Annotated in this window: 21 protein-coding genes and 1 pseudogene; 13 read left to right on the forward strand and 9 right to left on the reverse strand. The window is 72.7% G+C overall.

All coding sequences use genetic code 11. The features are described from left to right. Window positions 1-75: 75 nt before the first annotated feature. Together ACIGQF_RS09585 and ACIGQF_RS09590 are read right to left on the reverse strand one after the other, a co-directional pair. Window positions 76-987 (reverse strand): SDR family oxidoreductase, encoded by a 912-nt coding sequence (locus ACIGQF_RS09585; protein ID WP_399707527.1) that lies wholly within the window; start codon window positions 985-987, stop codon window positions 76-78. 93 nt (window positions 988-1,080) lie between these two features. Continuing rightward, window positions 1,081-1,857 (reverse strand): SDR family oxidoreductase, encoded by a 777-nt coding sequence (locus ACIGQF_RS09590; RefSeq protein WP_399707529.1) that lies wholly within the window; start codon window positions 1,855-1,857, stop codon window positions 1,081-1,083. 87 nt (window positions 1,858-1,944) lie between these two features. On the opposite strand from ACIGQF_RS09590, the gene ACIGQF_RS09595 reads away from it, so the two are divergent. The 5 genes from ACIGQF_RS09595 to ACIGQF_RS09615 all read left to right on the forward strand — a co-directional run bounded on the left by ACIGQF_RS09595 (window position 1,945) and on the right by ACIGQF_RS09615 (window position 6,543). Continuing rightward, window positions 1,945-2,769: an enoyl-CoA hydratase family protein gene (locus ACIGQF_RS09595; RefSeq protein WP_399707531.1), complete on the forward strand. Its 825-nt coding sequence runs from the start codon at window positions 1,945-1,947 to the stop codon at window positions 2,767-2,769. After that, on the forward strand, window positions 2,766-3,635 hold the full coding sequence (locus tag ACIGQF_RS09600; protein WP_399707533.1) for a CoA transferase subunit A: 870 nt from the start codon (window positions 2,766-2,768) through the stop codon (window positions 3,633-3,635). The genes ACIGQF_RS09595 and ACIGQF_RS09600 overlap by 4 nt, the downstream gene beginning before the upstream one ends. Further along, complete coding sequence (locus ACIGQF_RS09605) at window positions 3,632-4,393, forward strand: CoA-transferase subunit beta (protein ID WP_399707535.1); 762 nt, start codon at window positions 3,632-3,634, stop codon at window positions 4,391-4,393. The genes ACIGQF_RS09600 and ACIGQF_RS09605 overlap by 4 nt, the downstream gene beginning before the upstream one ends. After that, window positions 4,390-5,478 carry an NAD(P)H-dependent flavin oxidoreductase gene (locus ACIGQF_RS09610; protein WP_399707537.1) on the forward strand — a complete coding sequence of 363 codons (1,089 nt, stop codon included), beginning with the start codon at window positions 4,390-4,392 and terminating at the stop codon, window positions 5,476-5,478. Before ACIGQF_RS09605 ends, ACIGQF_RS09610 begins: the two co-directional genes overlap by 4 nt. Window positions 5,479-5,613: 135 nt before the next feature. Beyond that, the gene (locus tag ACIGQF_RS09615) at window positions 5,614-6,543 is read left to right on the forward strand and encodes a tyrosine-protein phosphatase (RefSeq protein WP_399707539.1); all 930 of its coding nucleotides are present in this window, start codon (window positions 5,614-5,616) and stop codon (window positions 6,541-6,543) included. Window positions 6,544-6,562: 19 nt separating this feature from the next. On the opposite strand, the pseudogene ACIGQF_RS09620 reads toward ACIGQF_RS09615, so the two are convergent. The 5 genes and pseudogenes from ACIGQF_RS09620 to ACIGQF_RS09640 form a co-directional block, all read right to left on the reverse strand. Then, window positions 6,563-6,862, reverse strand: a pseudogene (locus tag ACIGQF_RS09620) (EamA family transporter); the annotation flags it as partial. Window positions 6,863-7,093: 231 nt separating this feature from the next. Further along, complete coding sequence (locus ACIGQF_RS09625) at window positions 7,094-8,251, reverse strand: acetyl-CoA C-acetyltransferase (protein WP_399707542.1); 1,158 nt, start codon at window positions 8,249-8,251, stop codon at window positions 7,094-7,096. Window positions 8,252-8,290: 39 nt separating this feature from the next. Further along, window positions 8,291-8,905, reverse strand: coding sequence for a TetR/AcrR family transcriptional regulator (locus ACIGQF_RS09630; RefSeq protein WP_399707544.1), 615 nt, complete (start codon window positions 8,903-8,905; stop codon window positions 8,291-8,293). A 21-nt stretch (window positions 8,906-8,926) separates the two neighbouring features. Then, window positions 8,927-9,712, reverse strand: coding sequence for an SDR family oxidoreductase (locus ACIGQF_RS09635; protein WP_399707546.1), 786 nt, complete (start codon window positions 9,710-9,712; stop codon window positions 8,927-8,929). Then, window positions 9,709-10,875, reverse strand: coding sequence for an acyl-CoA dehydrogenase family protein (locus ACIGQF_RS09640; protein ID WP_399707548.1), 1,167 nt, complete (start codon window positions 10,873-10,875; stop codon window positions 9,709-9,711). Before ACIGQF_RS09640 ends, ACIGQF_RS09635 begins: the two co-directional genes overlap by 4 nt. 46 nt (window positions 10,876-10,921) lie before the next feature. On the opposite strand from ACIGQF_RS09640, the gene ACIGQF_RS09645 reads away from it, so the two are divergent. From ACIGQF_RS09645 to ACIGQF_RS09665, 5 genes are all read left to right on the forward strand, one after another. Further along, a complete protein-coding gene (locus ACIGQF_RS09645) occupies window positions 10,922-11,773 on the forward strand; it encodes an enoyl-CoA hydratase (RefSeq protein ID WP_399707550.1) in 852 nt (283 codons plus the stop codon). After that, window positions 11,773-12,951 (forward strand): acyl-CoA dehydrogenase family protein, encoded by a 1,179-nt coding sequence (locus ACIGQF_RS09650; RefSeq protein ID WP_399707552.1) that lies wholly within the window; start codon window positions 11,773-11,775, stop codon window positions 12,949-12,951. The genes ACIGQF_RS09645 and ACIGQF_RS09650 overlap by 1 nt, the downstream gene beginning before the upstream one ends. Then, window positions 12,951-13,997, forward strand: a complete 1,047-nt coding sequence (locus ACIGQF_RS09655) for an acyl-CoA dehydrogenase family protein (RefSeq protein WP_399707554.1) — start codon at window positions 12,951-12,953, stop codon at window positions 13,995-13,997. Before ACIGQF_RS09650 ends, ACIGQF_RS09655 begins: the two co-directional genes overlap by 1 nt. Beyond that, window positions 13,994-15,064: an acyl-CoA dehydrogenase family protein gene (locus ACIGQF_RS09660; protein ID WP_399707646.1), complete on the forward strand. Its 1,071-nt coding sequence runs from the start codon at window positions 13,994-13,996 to the stop codon at window positions 15,062-15,064. The genes ACIGQF_RS09655 and ACIGQF_RS09660 overlap by 4 nt, the downstream gene beginning before the upstream one ends. A 231-nt stretch (window positions 15,065-15,295) precedes the next feature. Beyond that, window positions 15,296-15,652: a hypothetical protein gene (locus ACIGQF_RS09665; protein ID WP_399707556.1), complete on the forward strand. Its 357-nt coding sequence runs from the start codon at window positions 15,296-15,298 to the stop codon at window positions 15,650-15,652. Between the two features lie 26 nt (window positions 15,653-15,678). On the opposite strand, the gene ACIGQF_RS09670 is transcribed toward ACIGQF_RS09665, so the two are convergent. Next, complete coding sequence (locus ACIGQF_RS09670) at window positions 15,679-16,365, reverse strand: PadR family transcriptional regulator (RefSeq protein ID WP_399707558.1); 687 nt, start codon at window positions 16,363-16,365, stop codon at window positions 15,679-15,681. A gap of 135 nt (window positions 16,366-16,500) precedes the next feature. On the opposite strand from ACIGQF_RS09670, the gene ACIGQF_RS09675 reads away from it, so the two are divergent. The 3 genes from ACIGQF_RS09675 (at window position 16,501) to ACIGQF_RS09685 (ending at window position 19,987) form a co-directional block, all read left to right on the forward strand. Next, the gene (locus ACIGQF_RS09675; protein WP_399707560.1) at window positions 16,501-18,174 is read left to right on the forward strand and encodes a FadD3 family acyl-CoA ligase; all 1,674 of its coding nucleotides are present in this window, start codon (window positions 16,501-16,503) and stop codon (window positions 18,172-18,174) included. 43 nt (window positions 18,175-18,217) lie between these two features. Then, a complete protein-coding gene (locus tag ACIGQF_RS09680; protein ID WP_399707562.1) occupies window positions 18,218-18,862 on the forward strand; it encodes a PadR family transcriptional regulator in 645 nt (214 codons plus the stop codon). A gap of 174 nt (window positions 18,863-19,036) precedes the next feature. Beyond that, entirely contained in the window at window positions 19,037-19,987 is a 951-nt protein-coding gene (locus ACIGQF_RS09685) for an alpha/beta hydrolase (RefSeq protein WP_399707564.1), read from the forward strand. 173 nt (window positions 19,988-20,160) lie between these two features. Here the strand turns inward: ACIGQF_RS09685 and ACIGQF_RS09690 are convergent, their stop codons facing one another. Beyond that, window positions 20,161-20,790: a hypothetical protein gene (locus tag ACIGQF_RS09690; protein ID WP_399707566.1), complete on the reverse strand. Its 630-nt coding sequence runs from the start codon at window positions 20,788-20,790 to the stop codon at window positions 20,161-20,163. Window positions 20,791-20,792 lie beyond the last annotated feature (2 nt).

Raw genomic sequence — 20,792 nt, forward strand, 5'->3', positions numbered from 1 at the left:
TGTGTACATCCATGAATGATCGCGTTGCCCCTCCGCGACCCGCTCGGCGGTCGAGCCCGCGCCCCGTCCACCGCGTCACTGTGCCCCGTACACCGACTGCGGAGGTTCGGCCTCGGCGAGGAGCTTGCGGGTTGCTTCGCCTGCTTCTGTCGGGGTCCAGCGGGCGTTCTTGTCGGCGGTGGGGCCGGGGTGCCAGCCTTCCATGACGGTGATGCGTCCGCCCTCCGCTTCGAAGACCCGGCCGGTCACCCCGGCGGAGTCGGCGGAGCCGAGCCAAACCACGAGCGGGGAGACGTTTTCCGGGGCCATCGCGTCGAAGGCGCCCTCGCCCGGCGCGGCCATGGTCTCGGCGAAGGCCTGCTCGGTCATCCGGGTACGGGCAGCTGGGGCGATCGCGTTGACCTGGACGCCGTACCGGGCCATCTCCGCGGCGGCGACCAGGGTGAGCCCGACGATGCCGGCCTTGGCGGCCGCGTAGTTTCCCTGGCCGACGCTGCCGAGCAGGCCGGCGCCCGAACTGGTGTTGATCACCCGGGCTGTGGGCGTACGGCCGGCCTTGGCCTCCGCGCGCCAGTGCGCCGCGGCGTGCCGCAGCGTCAGGAAGTGGCCCTTGAGATGGACCCGCATCACGGCGTCCCAGTCGTCCTCGTCGAGGTTGATCAGCATCCGGTCGCGGAGGAACCCGGCGTTGTTGACGAGGGTGTCGAGCCGGCCGTACGTGTCGAGCGCGGCGGCGACGAGTGAGGCGGCTCCGTCCGTGGTGGCGATGTCGCCGCCGTGCGCGACCGCCTCGCCGCCGCGGGCCCGGATCTCGTCGACGACCTCCTGGGCGGGGCCGGCGGCGCCGCCGCTGCCGTCCAGGCCGACACCGAGGTCGTTGACGACGACCCGGGCGCCCTCGGCGGCCAGGGCGAGGGCGTGCGCACGGCCCAGGCCGCGGCCCGCTCCGGTGACGACGGCGACGCGTCCGGTGCACAGTCCGGTCATGGTGATCCTGCCTTTCGAGGCGGGGGCGGGGTTTTCGGAACAACGGGTGCGAGTCGGTCCGTACCAGCCGCGGGTCGACCCGTAACAGCCCAGTCAGTTGTTGACAGTGGCGGCGTCCAGGAATGCCGGGCGTTCGCCGCCGCCGTGTGCGTGCAGGCTCGCGCCGCTGATGTACGCGGCCCGGTGCGAGGCGAGGAAGACGCAGGCGTCGCCGATCTCGGTGGGTTCGGCGAGCCTGCCGAGCGGGACGGTGCGGCCGACCGCGGCCACGCCGGCCTCGTCCCCGTAGTGCAGGTGGGACAGTTCGGTGCGGACCATGCCGACGACGACGGTGTTGACCCGTACCGCCGGGGCCCACTCCACGGCCATGGAGCGGGCCAGGTTCTCCAGGCCCGCCTTGGCGGCGCCGTAGGCCGCGGTGCCCGGTGAGGGTCGGGTACCGCTGACGCTGCCGATCATGGTGATCGAGCCGTCCGTCCCCGTCGCGCGCATCACGTCGTACGCGGCGAGCGAGGCGGTCAGCGGGGCGAGCAGGTTCAGTTCGACGACCCGGGCGGCAGGCCGGGCACCGCCGTCGGCGAGGGTACGGAACGGGGTGCCCCCGGCGTTGTTCACCAGGGTGTCCAAGCGGCCGTACTCGTCCCCGACCCGCCGGAAGAAGGCGCCGACGGCATCGGGGTCGCGCAGGTCGACGGGGAGGAAGCGGGCGGTGCGCCCGGCCGCCCGCACCGGCTCGTCGGGGGGCCGCCGAGCGCAGGTCACCACCTCGGCCCCGGCCTCCAGCAGGGCGCGGCCGATTCCCGCGCCGACGCCCCGCGTCCCGCCCGTCACGACGGCGACGGACCCGGTGAGATCGATGATCGCTGGCATTGAGCACCTCCCGCGGCGCGCCGACCGCTGCTACCTTGCCTGCACGCGCCCTAACAAACGTTTGGTGGAAAGGTAGCTGATCTGCTCATGAGTGTCTCCACCTCCACACCCGAAGAGGGCATCGCGGTCGTCACCGTGGACTTCCCACCGGTGAACGCCCTTCCCGTGCAGGGCTGGTACGACCTGGCCGCAGCGGTACGCGCCGCCGGGGCCGATCCGAAGGTGCGCTGTGTCGTCCTTGCCGCCGCCGGGCGCGGCTTCAACGCCGGTGTGGACATCAAGGAGATGCAGCGCACGCCCGGTCACGACGCGCTGCTCGGCGCCAACCGAGGCTGTTACGAAGCGTTCGCCGCCGTGTACGACTGCGAAGTGCCGGTGGTCGCCGCTGTGCAGGGTTTCTGTCTGGGCGGCGGCATCGGGCTGGTGGGCAACGCGGACGCCATCGTGGCGAGCGACGACGCGACGTTCGGCCTGCCCGAGCTGGACCGCGGCGCGCTGGGTGCGGCCACCCATCTCGCCCGGCTGGTCCCGCAGCACGTGATGCGGACGCTCTACTACACCTCGCGCACCGTCACCGCCGAGCAGCTGCGGCAGTACGGCTCCGTTTGGCGCGTCGTACCACGTGGACAACTGGACGGCGCGGCACGTGAGTTGGCGGGCGAGATCGCCGCCAAGGACGGGACTCTGATCCGTCTCGCCAAGGCCGCCATCAACGGCATCGATCCGGTCGACGTACGCCGCAGCTACCGCTTCGAGCAGGGCTTCACCTTCGAGGCCAACCTCAGTGGCATCGCCGACCGCGTACGCGACACCTTCGGCAGCGGCAGCGGCAGCGGCAGCGGCAGCAGCAGCGACGGCGAGGGCGACAGCACCAACACCGGAACCAGCACAGCAAAGGAGCAGCCGTCATGAGCGCGGACAAGACGATGACCGCCGACGAGGTGGTCGGCCGCCTCTCCAGCGGCATGACGCTCGGCATCGGCGGGTGGGGTTCGCGGCGCAAGCCGATGGCGCTGGTGCGTGCACTGCTGCGCTCGGACGTCACCGACCTGACCGTGGTGTCCTACGGCGGCCCGGACGTCGGGCTGCTCGCGGCCGCCGGGAGGATCCGCAGACTGGTCACCGCCTTCGGCACGCTGGACTCCGTCCCGCTGGAGCCGCACTTCTGCGCGGCCCGGCAGGGTGGCGGCCTCGAACTGACCGAGCTGGACGAGGCGATGGTCATGTGGGGGCTCACCGCCGCCGCGCACCGGCTGCCGTTCATGCCGATCCGGGCGGGGCTCGGCTCGGACGTGATGACGGTCAACCCGTCCCTGCGCACGGTCACCTCGCCGTACGAGGACGGCGAGGAGCTGGTCGCCGTGCCGGCGCTGCGGCTGGACGCCGCGCTGGTGCACCTCGACCGGGCCGACGCGCGCGGCAACGGCCAGTACCTCGGCCCCGACCCGTACTTCGACGACCTGTTCTGCCAGGCGGCGGACGCCGCGTACCTGTCCTGCGAGCGCATCGTCGACACCGCGGAGCTGCTCAAGGCCGCCGGACCACAGTCACTGCTGGTCAAGCGGGCGTTCGTGACCGGGGTGACCGAGACCCCGAACGGTGCGCACTTCACCTCCTGCGAGCCCGACCACGGACGCGACGAGGCGTTCCAGCGGGCGTACGTGCGGGCCGCCAAGGACCCGGAGGCCTGGGAGGCCTTCGTCCGGCGGTTCCTGTCCGGTGACGAGCAGACGTACCAGGCCGCGGTCGCGGCGTTCCACGAGGAGGGGTCCGCATGACCACGGTGAAGGCGACCAGGGCCGAGTACTGCGTACTGGCCTGCGCGGAGGTCTGGCGCGACGCGGGCGAGGTGCTGGCCAGTCCGATGGGTACCGTCCCGTCGATCGGTGCCCGGCTGGCGAAGCGCACCTTCTCCCCCGACCTGCTGCTGACGGACGGGGAGGCACTGCTGATGGCGGACGTGCCGGCGGTCGGGGCGCGGTCCGAGGTGACCGAGGGCTGGCTGCCCTATCGGCAGCACCTGGCGCTGGTGGCCACCGGGCGGCGGCACGTGATGATGGGCGCGAGCCAGCTCGACCGGTACGGCAATCAGAACATCAGCTGCATCGGCGACTGGGGCCGGCCGAAGCGCCAGTTGCTCGGAGTGCGGGGAGCGCCGGTCAATACCCTTAATAATCCCACCAGTTACTGGGTTCCGCGGCATTCGCGCCGGGTGTTCGTGGAGCGGGTCGACATGGTGAGCGGGGTCGGGTACGACCGGGCTGCCGCGGCCGGCCCTTCCGCCACCCGGTACCACCGCATCCCGGAGGTCGTCACCGACCTGGGCGTCTTCGACTTCGAGACCCCGGACCGCACCCTGCGGCTGCGCTCGCTGCACCCCGGTGTCACGGTCGAGCAGGTCCGCGAGGCCACCGGTTTCCCGCTCGACGTCCCCGCCCCGGTGCCGTACACCCGCGAACCCACGGCCGCAGAGCTGCGCCTGATCCGTGAGGTCATCGACCCCGACGGGCTGCGGGACCGGGAGGTCCCCGCATGACGGCACCGGAGCGCCCCCGCACGGCGGAGGCCACGCTCGCCACGCCGTTGACACGGCTGGTCGGTGTGCGGCACCCCGTCGTGCAGACCGGCATGGGCTGGGTCGCGGGCCCCCGGCTCGTCTCGGCCGCGGCGAACGCGGGCGCGCTGGGCATTCTGGCGTCGGCCACCATGACCGTGGACCAGCTGCGCGCTGCCGTCCGGGAGGTCGCCGCGCGTACGGAAGCGCCGTTCGGGGTGAACCTGCGTGCGGACGCGGGCGACGCGGCCGACCGCGTCCGGATCATCATCGAGGAGGGCGTACGGGTCGCCTCCTTCGCCCTCGCCCCCTCCCAAGAGCTGATCGCCCGGCTCAAGGACGCCGGCGTCATCGTCATGCCGTCCGTCGGCGCCCGGCGGCACGCGGAGAAGGTGGCCGCCTGGGGTGCCGACGCCGTGATCGTGCAGGGTGGCGAGGGCGGCGGCCACACCGGGGAGGTCGCCACCGGCGTACTGCTGCCGCAGGTCGTGGACGCGGTGGACATCCCGGTGGTGGCGGCCGGCGGGTTCCGGGACGGGCGGGGGCTGGTGGCGGCGCTGGCATACGGCGCCGCCGGCATCGCCATGGGCACCCGCTTCCTCCTCACCTCCGACAGCACCGTCCCGGACGCGGTCAAGGCCCGGTACCTCGCCGCGACCGTCAAGGACGTCACCGTCACCACCGCCGTCGACGGCCTTCCCCACCGGATGCTGCGCAGCGAACTGGTCGACGCGCTGGAGCGCTCCGGCCGGGCCGCATCGCTGCTGCGCGCGGTGCGCCACGCCGCGGCCTTCAAGCGCGAGTCCGGCATGAGCTGGCGCCGGATGGTCCGCGACGGCCTGGCCATGAAGCACGGCAGGGACCTGACCTGGAGTCAGGTGCTGCTGGCCGCCAATACGCCCATGCTGCTCAAGGGGTCGATGGTGGACGGCCGTACGGACCTGGGCGTGATGGCGGCCGGGCAGGTCGCGGGGCTCATCGACGACCTGCCGTCCTGCGCCGAGCTGGTCGACCGCGTCATGGCGGAGGCTCACGCCACACTCCGCGCCCTGCCCGCAGCGGACTGACCCCGGTCCGCTCCGTTTGCCCGCCACGGGCCGACTCCGGCGCGCCATGGCCCGGGGCGGCCCCGCGCTTCCCCCTCCCAAGGAACTTCCGGCACACCGCACCCCGGACATCCCCTCCCCCCCTTGGAGTGACCCATGCGCGCCACTCACCTCCGCCGTACGGCGGCAGTGCTGCTCGCCACCGCCCTCGGCTTCCTCCCCGCCTGTGCGGCGGACCCGGCCCCCGACCGGCCCGCCTCCTCGCCCACCTCCTCACCCGGCCCCGCCGCCGAGACCGTCCACCGCGTCGAGCTGCGGGGCGCGGTCAACGTGCGCGACCTCGGCGGCTACCGCACCCGCGACGGCCATCACGTCCGGTACGGCCGGGTCTTCCGCGCCGACGGGCTCGGAAAACTGAGCCCCGCGGACGGCAAGAAACTCACCGGTCTGGGCCTGCGCACCGTCGTGGACCTGCGCGTCCCCGCCGAGACCGCGCGCGACGGCGCCGACCGGCTGCCGCGCGGCCTGAAGCTGGTCTCCCGGCCCGTGCAGGACCGCCGGCTGAACGACACGACCAACGAGGCACTGGGCAGCAAGGATCCGGACACGCAGCGGCGGCTGCTCGGGGGCGGCCGGGCGGAGCGGCTGATGCGCGCCACGTACCGGTCGTTCGTCACCGCCGCGCAGAGCCGCCGCCAGTTCGCGGCGACCGTGCGCGACCTCGCGGACGGCAGAGGCACTCCGCTGCTCTTCCACTGCACCGCGGGCAAGGACCGCACCGGCTGGCTGAGCTACGTACTGCTCCGCGCCGTCGGCGTACCGGACGCCACCGCGACCGGTGACTACCTCCTCTCCAACGACCTGCGGGCCGCGGCCGACCGCCGGACCCGCGCGGGGCTGGAGAAGAGCGGACAGATGCGCGACGCGGACCTGCTCACCCCGCTGCTGGCCGTCCGCAAGGACTACCTCCGGGCCGCCGTCGACCAGGCCGAGCGGGACTACGGCGGCCTCGACGGCTACCTCACCGAGGGGCTGGACCTGGACTCCCGCACCCTGGCGAGGCTCCGCTCCCGCCTGGTGGACTGAACCGCGCGGCTGAGAGGGCTCAGCGCCGGCCCGTCCGTACCGCTCCCGCGCTCGCCGCGATCACCGTCCCGATCGCGGCGCACTGCGGCAGCGTCAGTCCCTGGCCCAGTACGAAGTAGCCGGCCGCCGCCCCGACGGCCGGCGCCAGGCTGGTGAGCACCGCGAACGTGGCGGCAGGCAGCCGGCGCAGGGCGAGCGGCTCCAGGGCGTAGGGCACGCCCGAAGGGGCGAGCCCGTGGAAGCCGCCGTCGCTCAGCAGGTAGACACCGGCGAGTGCGAGTCCCGCCCACAGCAGACCGGCGAGGCGTTCGGCGACCACACCGTGCCGCTGCTGCGGCGCAGCGGGCCGTGCCGTGGGGATCTCCACGACGGCCACCCCGCGCAACCACACCCGTCCGTCGGTGGTCCACCGCCCGCTCTCGGACGCCCCGCCGGTCCCCGTCGTCTTCGCCCGCCGCGAAGGCCCGGGCCATCCGGCCGTCGCGGACCTGCTGGCGCCGGCCCGCGAGGTCGTGGCGGCCGGAGAGGAGCGAGCCCGCACCGGCCGCGGTCAGAGCCGTTCGACGACGGTCACGTTGGCCTGGCCACCGCCCTCGCACATGGTCTGGAGGCCGTAGCGGCCGCCGGTGCGCTCCAGTTCGTGCAGGAGGGTGGTCATGAGCTTGGTGCCGGTGGCACCGAGGGGGTGGCCGAGGGCGATGGCGCCGCCGTTGGCGTTGACCTTGTCCGGGTCGGCGCCGGTCTCCTTCAGCCAGGCCAGTACGACCGGCGCGAATGCCTCGTTGATCTCGACCAGGTCGATGTCGTCGATGGTCAGGCCGGTCTTCTTCAGGGCGTGCGCGGTGGCCGGGATCGGCGCGGACAGCATCCGGATCGGGTCCTCGCCGCGTACGGAGAGGTGGTGGACGCGGGCGCGCGGGGTCAGGCCGTGTTCCCGTACGGCCCGTTCGGAGGCGAGGAGCATCGCCGAGGCGCCGTCGGACACCTGCGAGGAGACGGCCGCGGTCAGCCGGCCGCCCTCGACCACCGGCTTGAGCCCGGCCATCTTCTCCAGCGAGGTGTCCCGGCGCGGCCCTTCGTCGGCGGTGACGTCCCCGTACGGGACGAGTTCGCGTTCGAAGCGGCCCTCGTCGATGGCGCGGACGGCCCGCTGGTGGGAGCGGAACGCGAACTCCTCCATGGCCTCGCGGGTGATGCCCCACTTCTCGGCGATCAGTTCGGCGCCGTGGAACTGGTTGACCGGCGCGTCGCTGTAGCGGGCCCGCCAGCCCTCGCTGCCCGCGTAGGGCCCTTCGGTCAGCCCGAGCGGCTCGGCTGCCTGCCGGCTGGCGAAGGCGATCGGGATCATCGACATGTTCTGCGTGCCGCCCGCGACGACCAGGTCCTGCGTGCCGGAGAGCACCCCCTGCGCGGCGAAGTGGATCGCCTGCTGGGAGGAACCGCACTGCCGGTCGACGGTGACACCGGGCACCTCTTCGGGGAGCCCGGCCGCCAGCCAGCATGTGCGGGCGATGTCACCGGCCTGCGGCCCGACGGTGTCCAGGCACCCGAAGACCACGTCCTCGACGGCGGCCGGGTCGATGCCGGTGCGCGTCATGAGCGCCTTGAGCACATGGGCCCCGAGGTCGGCCGGGTGGACGGCGGCGAGCCCGCCGTTCCGCCGTCCGACGGGCGTGCGTATCGCGTCGATGATGTAGGCCTCGGCCATGGCTGCTGCTCCTCGGTCGGTTCGCAGGGGCGCGTGGGATTACGTGCGTACGGCGACGCCGTCCAGGACCATGGACAGGTACTGGCGGGCGATCTCCTCCGGGCTGTGCTGTCCGCCCGGGCGGTACCAGCTCACCGCGACCCAGACGGTGTCGCGGATGAAGCGGTAGGTGAGCCGGATGTCGAGGTCGGCGCGGAACACTCCCGCGGCCACCCCCCGCTCCAGCGTGCCCAGCCACGCCTTCTCGAACTTCACCTGTGAATCGGCGAGGTAGGAGAAGCGCTGCTGCGCGGCGAGGGCCCGGGCCTCCTTCTGGTAGATGGCGACCGCGGCGCGGTGCCGGTCGATTTCCCGGAAGGACTCGGTGACCAGGGCCTCGATGGTTTCCCGGGGGCCGAGGCCGGCGTCGAGCACGGTGTCGTAGCCGGCCCACAGCTCGTCCAGGAAGGTGGCGAGGATCTCGTCCAGCATCGATTCCTTGGAATCGAAGTGGTAGTAGAGGCTGCCGGCCAGCATGCCGGCCGCGTCCGCGATCTTCCGTACGGTGGTGGCGTTGTAGCCCTGCTCGGCGAACACCTCGGCGGCGGTGTCCAGCAGCTCGCGGCGGCGCTCGGGGGACGGGCTCACGTTCGACTTCTTCTTGGCGGTTGGCACCGCACCATTGTCGCCCGCCCCTCACGCGCGCTGGCTGCTGACCGGCACGACCTCGCCGGTCATGTACGACGCGTAGTCGCTGGCGAGGAAGACGATGACGTTGGCCACCTCCCAGGGCTCCGCGTACCGGCCGAACGCCTCGCGCTCGGTCAGCTCCGCCAGCAGTTCGGGGGTGGTGACCTTCGCCAGGTGCGGGTGCATGGCCAGGCTCGGCGACACGGCGTTGACCCGGACGCCGTACTCGGCCGCCTCCACCGCGGCGCAGCGGGTCAGGGCCATCACGCCGGCCTTGGCGGCGGCGTAGTGGGCCTGGCCGCGCTGGGCGCGCCAGCCGACGACCGAGGCGTTGTTGACGACGGCACCGCCTTGTCCTGCGGCCTTCATGCGGCGCAGTGCGGCGCGGGTGCAGCGGAAGGTGCCGTTGAGGGTGACGTCGAGGACCCGGTCCCACTGCTCGTCGGCCATGTCGACCAGGTCCGCGGTGCCGCCGAGCCCGGCGTTGTTCACCACGATGTCGAGACGGCCGTGGCGTTCCTCGGCGAGGTCGAGGAGCGCGGTGACCTGGTCCTCGTCGGTGACGTCGCAGGGCAGCGCGGCGACCCGGTCCGCGCCGAACTCCGCGGCGAGCGCCGCCTCGGACTCCTTGAGCCGGCGGACGTGCGCGTCGGAGACGACGATGCCGGCGCCCTCCTCCAGGAGGCGGCGGGCCGTGGCACCGCCGATGCCCGCACCCGCCGCGGCGGTGACCACGGCGGTGCGGCCGGCGAGGAGTGCGTGGCCGGGTACGTACGAGGGCGGCGGGGTCACGGGCGTGCCTCCTTGGGCAGGCCGAGGACGCGCTCGGCGATGACGTTGCGCTGGATCTCGTTGGAGCCGGCGTAGAGGGTGTCGGCGCGGGAGAAGAGGAACAGCCGCTGCCAGTCGGTGAGGTCGTACGGTTCGCCGGCGGCCAGCATGCCGTCGGCGCCGCAGATGTCCATGGCGAGTTCGCCCAGCTCACGGTGCCAGGTCGCCCAGACGATCTTTCCTATGGAGGCCTCGGGTCCGGGCGCCCCGGAAGCAACGCCGTCGAGCATCCGCAGTGCGTTGCAGCGGATGGTCTCCAGTCCGGTCCAGGCGCGGGCGATCCGGTCGCGGATGAGCGGGTCGGCGGCGGCGCCGTTGGCCTTGGCCAGTTCGGTGACGGCCGTCAGTTCGCGGCGGAAGCCGACCTGCTGGCCGAGGGTGGAGACGCCGCGCTCGAAGCCGAGGGTGGCCATGGCGACGCGCCAGCCGTCGCCCGGTTCGCCGACGATGTTCGCCGCGTCGGTGCGCGCTCCGTCGAAGAAGACCTCGTTGAACTCCGAGGTGCCGGTGAGCTGGGTGATGGGCCGGACCTCGACGCCCGGCTGGTCGAGCGGCACCAGCAGGTAGGACAGGCCGTGGTGGCGGGTCGAGCCGGGCTCGGTGCGGGCGATGACGAAGCACCAGTCGGACTCGTGCGCGAGCGAGGTCCAGATCTTCTGCCCGGTGACGGCCCAGCCCTTGTCGTCCCGCTCGGCCCGGGTCCGTACGTTGGCCAGGTCCGAGCCGGCGTCCGGCTCGCTGTAGCCCTGGCACCACAGCTCCTCGACCGAGACGATCCGCGGGAGGAAGCGGTCCCGCTGCGCGGGGGTGCCGAAGGCGATGAGGGTGGGGCCGAGCAGCTGCTCGCCGATGTGGTTGACGCGTGCGGGGGCGTCGGCGAGGGCGTACTCCTCATGGAAGGCGACCTGCTGGGCGAGGGTCGCGCCGCGGCCGCCGTACTCCTCGGGCCAGCCGACGCAGGTCCAGCCCTCGGCCGCCATGTGCCGTTCCCAGGCGAGACGTTCGGCGAAGGCCTCGTGCTCCCGGCCCGGTCCGCCACGGCCACGCAACTCCGCGAATTCGCCCGCCAGATGATCCCGCAGCCAGGTGCGGACCTCGGTGCGGAACTCCTCGACGCTGCTCATGCCGCTAAGTTAACCTACCAAACACTTGTTAGGGAAGGAGTCGCAGATGCCCGCTGTGCCCGACGACGAGCCCGTACGCTACGAGCGGCAGGGACCGGTGGCGACGGTCACCATGAACCGCCCCGCCTACCGCAACGCCCAGAACTCCGCGATGACGTACGCCCTGGACCGCGCCTTCTACCGCGCGGCCGACGACGACGAGGTCAAGGCCGTGGTCCTCGCGGGCGACGGCAAGCACTTCTCCGCGGGCCACGACATCGGCACCCCCGAACGCGACGCGCACCTGCCCTTCGACCGCAAGGCCGGCCTGTGGTGGGACCACAGCGACAAGGAGGGCGCGGAGAGCCGCTTCGCCCGCGAGTCCGAGGTCTACCTCGGGATGTGCCGCCGCTGGCGCGAACTGCCCAAGCCGGTGATCGCGAGTGTGCAGGGCGCCTGCGTGGCGGGCGGCCTGATGCTCGCCTGGATCTGCGACCTGATCGTGGCCTCCGAGGACGCGTTCTTCGCCGATCCCGTGGTCCGCATGGGCATACCGGGCGTGGAGTACTTCGCCCACCCCTGGGTCATGCCGCCCCGCATCGCCAAGGAATTCCTCTACACCGGTGACCGGATGACGGCACAGCGCGCGTACGAGATCGGCATGATCAACCGTGTCGTGCCGCGCGAGGAACTGGCCGACAAAACACAGCAGTTGGCCCACCGGATCGCCGAGATGCCGCGCATGGGGCTCGCCCTCACCAAGCGCGCGGTCAACCAGGCGGAGGACCTCCAGGGCCTGCACACCGGACTCGACTCCGTCTTCGGCCTGCACCACCTCGCCCACGCACACAACGCCGAGACCGCGCGGGACTCCCTCGGCGGCATGGACATCCGGGGCATGAAGGAGGCGTCCTCCTGATGGACCTGGACCTCTCCCCCGCGGACGAGGCGTTCCGGGCGGAGGCCCGCGCCTGGCTCGCCGCACACGTGCCGCGCACCCCGCTGCCCTCCCTGGAGACGGCGGAGGGCTTCGCCGCCCACCGGGAATGGGAGCGCGAACTGTCCGACGGGCGCTGGTCGGTGGTCTCCTGGCCCGAGGAGTACGGCGGCCGGGGCGCGTCCCTGCTGCGCTGGCTGCTCTTCGAGGAGGAGTACTACGCGGCCGGTGCGCCCGGCCGTGTCAGCCAGAACGGCATCAACCTGCTGGCCCCCACCCTCTTCGAGCACGGCACCCCGGAACAGCTCGCCCGCATCCTGCCGGCCATGGCGAGCGGCGGGACCGTCTGGGCCCAGGCGTGGTCCGAGCCGGAGGCGGGCTCGGACCTGGCGTCGCTGCGCTCGACGGCGGTGCGGACCGACGGGGGGTGGCTGCTCAGCGGCCAGAAGACCTGGTCGTCCCGGGCCGCCTTCGCCGACCGGGCCTTCGGCCTCTTCCGCAGCGACCCGTCCGGCGCCGCCGAGGGCAAGCCGCACCGGGGACTGACGTACCTGATGTTCCCGCTGGACACGCCGGGGGTGACCATGCGCCCCATCGGGCGGCTCGACGGCAAGCCCGCCTTCGCCGAACTCTTCCTCGACGAGGTGTTCGTGCCGGACGCGGACGTGATCGGGGAGCCGGGGCAGGGCTGGCGGGTGGCAATGAGCACCGCGGGCAACGAGCGCGGGCTGACGCTGCGCAGTCCGGGCCGCTTCAGCGCGGCGGCCGACCGGCTGGTGGCGCTGTGGCGCGAGCGGGCCGACCCGGCCGACACCGCGCTCGGCGACCGGGTGGCCGACGCGGTGATCGGTGCCCGTGCCTACCAGCTCTTCACGTACCGCAACGCGTCCCGTATCGCGGCCGGAGGGGACCTGGGGGCGGAGTCCAGCCTGAACAAGGTCTTCTGGTCCGAGTACGACATCGCGCTGCACGAGACAGCGCTCGACCTGCTCGGCCCGTACGGCGAACTGGCGGACACCGCAGGTGACGCGCCGGGGCACGGAGGCTGGGCCGAGGGGTACACCTTCGCGCTGGCCGGGCCGGTCTACGCCGGCACCAACGAGATCCAGCGCGACATCATCGCCGAGCGGCTGCTCGGTCTGCCGAAAGGACGCCGGTGATGCGGTTCCTCCTCGACGAAACGCAACGGGACTTCGCCCGTTCCCTGGACGCCCTGCTCACCGCGGCCGGCACGCCCGCGGTGGTCCGGTCCTGGTCGGCCGGGGACACCGGGCCCGGCCGCGCACTGTGGTCCCGGCTCGCCGACGCCGGCGTCTTCGCCCTCTCCGTACCGGAGAAGCACGGCGGCATGGGCCCTCTGCCAGTCGAACTGGTCGTATCTTTCATCGAATTGGGCCGTCATGCGGTGCCCGGCCCGGTCGTGGAGACGGTGGCCGCTGCGGCCTTCCTGGACCGGCTCGGGGACGAGCCGACGGCAGCGGAGCTGCTGCCCGGCGTCGCCTCGGGCGCGACCGTCGCCTCGTTCTGCCTGCTCTCCCCCGCCGGCGGCATCGGCGGCGGCCCGTACGCGCTGGACGCCGACGCCGCTGACCTGGTGCTCGCCGTGTCCGGGGAGACCGTACGGCGGGCCGGGAGCACGGGCCCCGTCCAGCCGTCCACCGATCCGGCGCGCCGGCTGGCCGAGCCGGTCGGCGGGACCGTACTGGCGCACGGGCCCGAGGTGACCGCGGCGGCCGCGTACGCCACCGATGTCGCCGCGCTCGCCACGGCGGCACAGGCGCTGGGCCTGGCCCGCGCGCTGCTGGCGCACACCGTCGCCTACGTCCGGCAGCGCACCCAGTTCGGAGTCGCCGTCGGGTCGTTCCAGGCGGTGAAGCACCGGCTGGCCGACACCCTCATCGGCGTGGAGTTCGCCGAGCCGCTGCTGTACGGGGCGGCGCTGGGCATGGCCGCGGGCGCCCCGGCGGACGTGCCCGCGGCGAAGGTCGCCGCCTGCGAAGCCGCGTACGCCGCGGCCCGCACCGCCCTCCAGTTGCACGGAGCGGTCGGCTACACCGAGGAACTCGACCTCTCCCTCTGGATCCGCAAGGCCAGGGCCCTGCGCTCGGCCTGGGGCACCCCCGCCGCCTGCCGCGCCCGGGTCCTCGCCACCGCGGCCGCCGGACCGGAGCACACGCCGGAAGGGGCCGGGGAATGCGGGAACTGACACCGACGGAGGAACAGGAGGAGCTGCGGTCCGCGGTACGGGCGCTGCTCGCGCGCCACGAGGGCGCGGCGGCCTGGCACCCGCTGACGGCGCAGATCGGCGTCGCGGGGCTCGCCGTTCCCGAGGAGTACGGCGGGGCCGGGTGCGGGGCGCGCGAGGTCCATGTCGTCATGGCCGAGCTGGGCCGGGCGCTGTCCCCCGTGCCGTATCTCGGGTCGGCGGTGCTCACCGTTCAGGCCCTGCTGGCCTCGGGCGACCGGGCGGCCTGCAAGGAACTGCTGCCGCGGCTGGCCGAGGGCCGGGCCGTCGGGGCGCTGGCGTGGGCCGAGCGGGGGTCCTGGGATCCGGCGGCGGTCCGGGCACGGGCCGAGCGGGGACCGGACGGGGCGTGGGCCCTCACCGGGACCAAGGAGTACGCGCTGGACGGCGCCGCGGCCGAGGTGCTGCTCGTGGCGGCGCGTACCGATGCCGGGGTGTCGCTCTTCGAGGTGGCGGCGGACGGCGCGGGCGTGCTGCGCGAGGCAGCCGTGACGATGGATCAGTCGCGGGCGCTGGCGCGGGTGGTCCTCGACGGTGCGCGGGGACGGCTGCTCGGTACGGCGGGCGACGGCGAACGGGTCCTGCGGCAGGTACGGGACGCGGCCTGTACGGCACTGGCCGCCGAGCAGGTCGGCGCATCCGAGCGCTGCCTGGAACTGACCGTCGCGCACGCCAAGGACCGCGTGCAGTTCGGCCGTCCCATCGGTTCCTTCCAGGCGGTCAAGCACCGGCTGGCGGACGCGTACGTGCTGGTGGAGTCGGCCCGGTCGGCCGCGCTGGGGGCGGCGTTCGCGGCGGACGCGGGGGCGCCGGAGGCGGGCCGGGCCGCGGCCGTCGCGAAGTCGGTCTGCTCGGAGGCTTTCTCTGTGGTGGCGGCCGAGATGATCCAGCTGCACGGCGGCATCGGCATCACCTGGGAACACGAAGCGCACCGGTACTTCAAGCGCGCGCACGCCACCGGACAGCTCTTCGGCCCGCCGGCCGAGCACCGCGCCCGGCTCGCCGCCGAACTGGGGCTGTGGGGTTAATCGGTGACAGCGGCGGCGGTTCCCGCGGAGACCGCCGCCATGGTGCGCAGGACGGCCGCGTTCACCGCTTCGGCACCCCAGCTGCCCTGCCGGCCGACCTGCCGCCCGAGTTCGCGCCGGCCGGGCGCGGCTGTCCGAGGCCGACCGCTCCCTGTACACCGTGCTGACGCGCGTCGCCGGGCCCGCCCCGCGGCGGACCTACGCCGCGCTGATGCGGATGCCGACGACGAGATGAACAGGGAGTTCGACGCCCTGCCCGCCGATGCCGACGAGCGGACCGCCAGGACTCGCCGAGCGGATGCTGCCCGGCAGCGGATGCTGCCCGGCGTCCGGGAACTGTTCGCGGAGCACCCGCACCTGAACACACCGCACGCCGACGCCCCTCGGGGCAAGGCCTTCGCCAAGAAGACGGCCGGAAAGGGCCTGAGGGACCTGTACAGCCCCGCACAACTCGACGTGTTGCAGCGCCTCAACGCCATGCTCGCGCAGCCTCCTGAGACCGAGCGGGGTAGCTGTCCGCGGGAGTTTTCTCAGGGCCTGCCGGATCGGCCTGCCGGATTGACCGGCCTGATTGACCGGCCTGATTGACCGGCCGGATTGGCCCGCCGAATGATTCAGGCCCCGCCGCCCTCTTCCCGGTCCCGCCGTTCCGGCAGTTCCCGGTCCTGCCGCTCCCCCAGCTCCGCCAGGTCGGCGAGCATCGCGGCGGTCCGGTCGCGCTCGGCGGCGTAGTACCGCTCGGCCCACTTCAGGGTGAGCGCGGTGTACGCCCAGGCGTCCTCCGTGCCGGCGCCCTCGGCGTCGGCCGCGGCCCGCCGCCGCATGGTCTCCGCGTACTCCTTGTGCCGGCCGAGCACCTCGCGCAGCCGGTCCGGGCCCGTCAGGTGCCCGAGCCAGAGGCGCAGCATGACGCCGTGCTTCAGTACGGGCGGCTCGACCGGTGCCTCCCGTGTCCAGGCGCTGACCGCCGCGCTGCCCTCCTCGGTGATCCGGTACACGCGCTTGCCGCGCCCGCCGTTCTCCGGCACCACCGTGCGCGAGGCCGCGTAACCGGCCTTCTCCAACCGCTTGAGCTCACCGTAGATCTGGCTGTACGACGGGCTCCAGTAGAAGAACCCCAGCGACCAGTCCGACCACTTCTTCATGTCATAGCCGGAGAGCTCCTCGCCGAACGAGAGCAGTCCGAGCACCGCCCAGCTCGTCGCCGGGAGCCGCCGCGCCAGGCCGCCGTCCCGCTCTTCCGCCACCCCGGCAGTGTTCCGCTCTTCCGCCACCCCGGCAGTGCTTCGCTCTTCCGCCACTCCGGCAGTCTAGGGAGCGGACGTCCCGCTTCTCCCACTGGACGGGACTTCGTCATAGCCACAGCCGGCGGGCGCCGTGTGTGATGGCCCGCACGACAGCGGCGGACGCCGCGGAACGCGGCGGAGCGGGAGGGCGTGAGCGTGGTCGAGGTCGAGGTCGAGGCGGACAGCCCCCGAGGACGACAGCCGGACCCGGTGCGGCACGGCACGGTCGCGCAGCTGGTGGACCGTGCGGCGGACGCGTTCGGCGCGGCCGAGGCGCTGGCGGACGGCGAGGTGCGGTGGAGCTTCACGCGGCTGCGGGACGAGGTGCACGCGGCCGCGCGGGCCGCCATGGCCCACGGTGTGACGCCCGGCGACCGGGTGGCCGTCTGGGCGCCGAACAGCCGGCAGTGGATCGTGGCGGCGCTCGGCGCGGTCGCGGCGGGGGCCGTGCTGGTGCCGGTGAACACCCGCTACAAGGCGGCCGAGGCCGCCGACATCATTCGCCGAAGCGGTGCCCGACTCCTCTTCACCGAGCGGGACTTCCTCGGCACGGACTACGTGGCGATGCTGCACGGCTCGGGCGCGGACCTCGGCGCACTGCGGCACACCGTCGTACTGCGCGAGGGCGCCGCGTCCACCGGTCCGTCCTACGGCGCGGTGCCCTGGGACGCCTACCTCACCGCGGGCGCGGCGGTACCGGACGCCGAACGGGCCGCCCGCACCGCCGCCGTACGCCCGGATGACCTCTCCGACATCCTCTACACCTCCGGCACGACGGGCCGGCCCAAGGGTGTGATGATCACGCACGGGCAGACCGTCCGGGTCTACGAGACCTGGTCCCGCACCGTGACGCTGCGCCCCGGCGACCGCTATCTGCTGGTCAACCCCTTCTTCCACACGATGGGTTACAAGGCGGGGGTGCTCGGCTGCCTCCTGCGGGGCGTGACGATGCTCCCCGAGCCGGTCTTCGACACCGACCGCGTCCTGCGCCGGATGGCGGCGGAGCGGGTGAGCGTGCTGCTCGGCCCGCCGACCGTCTTCCACAGCCTCGTACGGCACCCCGAGCGCGAACGGTACGACCTGTCGGCACTGCGGCTGGCCGGTACGGGCGCCGCCATGATCCCCACCACGCTCATCGAGGAGATCCGCCGGGACCTCGGCGCCACGGACGTCTTCACCGCGTACGGGCTCAGCGAGTCGACCGGGGTGACCGCGATCTGTCCCGCTGACGCCGACGCCGCGACGGTGGCCCGGACGGTAGGCGTCGCACTGCCCGGCACCGAGCTGCGCGTCGTCGCCCCGGACGGGCGGGTGCTGCCGCCCGGCCGGCCCGGCGAGGTGGTCACCCGCGGCTACCACGTCATGGCCGGCTACCTCGACGACCCGGAGGCCACCGCGCGCACCGTCGACGCCGACGGCTGGCTGCACACCGGCGACATCGGCGTACTGGACGCGCACGGCTATCTGGCCCTCACCGACCGCCTCAAGGACATGTACGTCGTCGGGGGCTTCAACGCCTACCCGGCGGAGGTGGAGAACATCCTCGGCACCCATCCCGGCATCGCCGAGGTGGCCGTCGTCGGGGCGCCGGACGAGCGGCTGGGCGAGGTCGGCGTCGCCTTCGTCGTCCCCGATCCCGCACAGCGACCGCCCGCCCCGGAAGCGCTCACGGCCTGGGCCCGCGAGCGCCTCGCCAACTTCAAGGTCCCGCGCCGCTTCCACCTCGTACCGGAACTCCCGCGCAACGCGAGCGGCAAGGTCCTGAAGACCGAACTGCGCCGGGCGGCCCGGGAGGAGCTGCGGGACGATCCCGGTTCCGGCTGACGCACCGCCGCTCACCTGCGGCATCGGTCCTATACTCGCGCCCGTGACCGAGTCCACCGCACCCTTCGACCCCGCCGGACTGCCGCCCACCAGCTGGGCGGTACTGGGGCTGCTCTCCTTCGGGGAGGAGCTGTCCGGCTACGACCTGAAGAAGTGGGCCGACGCGAGCCTGCACTTCTTCTACTGGAGCCCGTCGGCCAGCCAGGTCTACGGCGAGCTCAAGCGCCTGGAGAAGCACGGTTACGTCACCTCGCGGACGGTGTCCCAGGACGACGGCGTGCGCGGCAAGCGCATGTACAGCATCACCGCGAGCGGCAAGGAGGCCGCCGCCCGCTGGGTGAGCGAAGCGCCGGTCGAGCCGCCGGTGCTCAAGCACGGGGTGATGCTGCGGCTGTGGCTCGGCCACATGACGGAGCCCGAGCAGCTGCGGGACATCCTCGAACAGCACCGCGCGTACGCCGAGAAGATGACGCACCGGGCCCGCGCCACGGCCGAGGGCTCGGCCAAGGAGCCGTCCTGGGCGTACACCGAGCTGGTCCTGCGGTGGTCGGAGAAGTACTACGAAGCGGAGCGGGAGTTCGCCGAGTCGGCGCTGCGCGACCTCGACGAGGTGGCGGCGACGGTACGCGCGGCCGAGGAACCCGCGTCCGGATCGGGCCCGCGCAGACGCGGCAAGAAGACGGACTGACGCCTGCCGAAGGGTGTTGGGCTCCGTGCGGCGTGGTCACGGAAGCATTGCCATCTCGATCAGCACTATTTCCAATCGAAACACTTCTTCTAAGTACCGCTCCTAAGTACCGTTTCCAGGTACCGCTTCCGGATACTGCTTCCGGCTCGACCACACGACGAGGTGAGAGCGCACGTGCCGTTGGATCCCGTGGCCAAGGCAATCATCGACCTGACCGAGGCGCGTTTCCCGCGCCTGGGCACCGAGGTGCTCGACGCTGCCGAGGCACGCCGCATCCTCGCCGCCCAGCCGGCCCCACAGGCCGAGCCCGTACCGGTCGCGCGCGTCGAGAACCGGCGGCTGCCCGGCCCGGCCGGCGCCCCCGACGTCCCGGTACGCCTGTACTGGCCACGGGCGGCGGACGACGCCCCCCTGCCCGTGGTGGTGTTCTGCCAAGGCGGCGGCTTCGTGATCTGCGACCTGGACTCGCACGACCGGATGTGCCGGGAGATGGCCAACGCGACGGGCGCGCTCGTCATCTCCGTGGACTACCGACGGGCGCCCGAAGACCGCTTCCCAGCAGCGGCCGAGGACGCGTACGCGGTGCTGAGCTGGACCGCCGCGCACGCCGCGGACCTGGGCGGCGACCCCACCCGCATCGCCGTGGCCGGTGACAGCGCCGGCGGCAACCTCGCCGCCGTGCTCCCGCTCATGGCCCGCGACCGCGGCGGCCCGATGCCCGTCTTCCAACTCCTCATCTACCCGATGCTCGACCCCGCGCAGAACACCCCGTCCTACCGCGACAACGCCCACGGCTACTTCGTCACCGCCGACCACCTCCGCTGGTACTGGCAGCAATACCTCGGCGACCAGCCCGACGACACCACCCACCCCTATGCCTCCCCCCTCGCCGCCCCCGACCTCACCGCCCTCCCCCCGGCCCACATCCTCACCGCCGAGTACGACCCCCTGCGCGACGAGGGCGAAACATACGCACTACGCCTCCGACAGGCCGGCGTGCCGGTGGACATCCACCGCTACAACGGCGTCTTCCACGGCTTCTTCGGCATGCCAGGCCACCTCACAGCCGCCACGAAGGCAAACGACGCGGCGTACTCAGCACTGCGCGCAGCACTGAAGGGCTGAGGGGCTGACAGGCGGGCCCGCACACTGCTCCGCCGGGCGGTTACTGATAGATCCGAGTCTGTTGAGTCCATCGTTCAGCGGTACTGGCTGGGTTTGATCACGGCATCGGAGCTCTCGCGGGTAACCGGTTACAGCCCTGAGTGCCAGTCACCACCGCCGAGTCACGCGGGCCGTCAAGCAGTTTGCTCACGAGGATCGGCAGCGCGTATGCGGTCCGCCAGTCCGCTGTACGGAACGCTGTCGCCGGCATGGCGGCGTACCGTCGAATAGCTCATGCTTTTCTGGGCCAGGCGCTCCATCAGCGGGCGGCCGAGGACGGAGAACTCCCACTGGGTGATGTCCGGTGGGTCGTACTCTTCGTGAGTGCGCGCCGTCTGTACGGCGAAGACGTACACGTGGGCGTTGTACGTCTCCTCGTCGGCGTAGCCGGTGCGGGGGTTCCAGCGCTTGCTGCGGAGGCCGGTGAATTTGATGGGCGAGAGTCGGCGTTGCTCCCATGCCTGGAGGCAGGCGCTCGTCTTCACCTCGATGCGCAGCCCGTTCTCGGTCTCCACGTCGTGGCTGTGCCACTCCACCCGGGAGTGCGAGGATCCCATGGCCCGATGGACCAGGAACTCGGCCAGGTAGCCGCGGGCGTTGTTCATCTTGAAGTCGGGCAGCGCGAAGCGCCAGAAGTCGGCGATTGTCGCGCCGTCCAGCCCCGCGAAGGGCTCATGGCCGTGGAGCGGCGGTGGCGCCGGTGGAGTCTTCCATGTCTCCTCGGGCGAATTGCCTGATGGTGCCCCGCACATCCGTGCCCTCACTG

The sequence above is a fragment of the Streptomyces sp. NPDC053560 genome (assembly GCF_044544605.1).
Classification (GTDB): domain Bacteria; phylum Actinomycetota; class Actinomycetes; order Streptomycetales; family Streptomycetaceae; genus Streptomyces.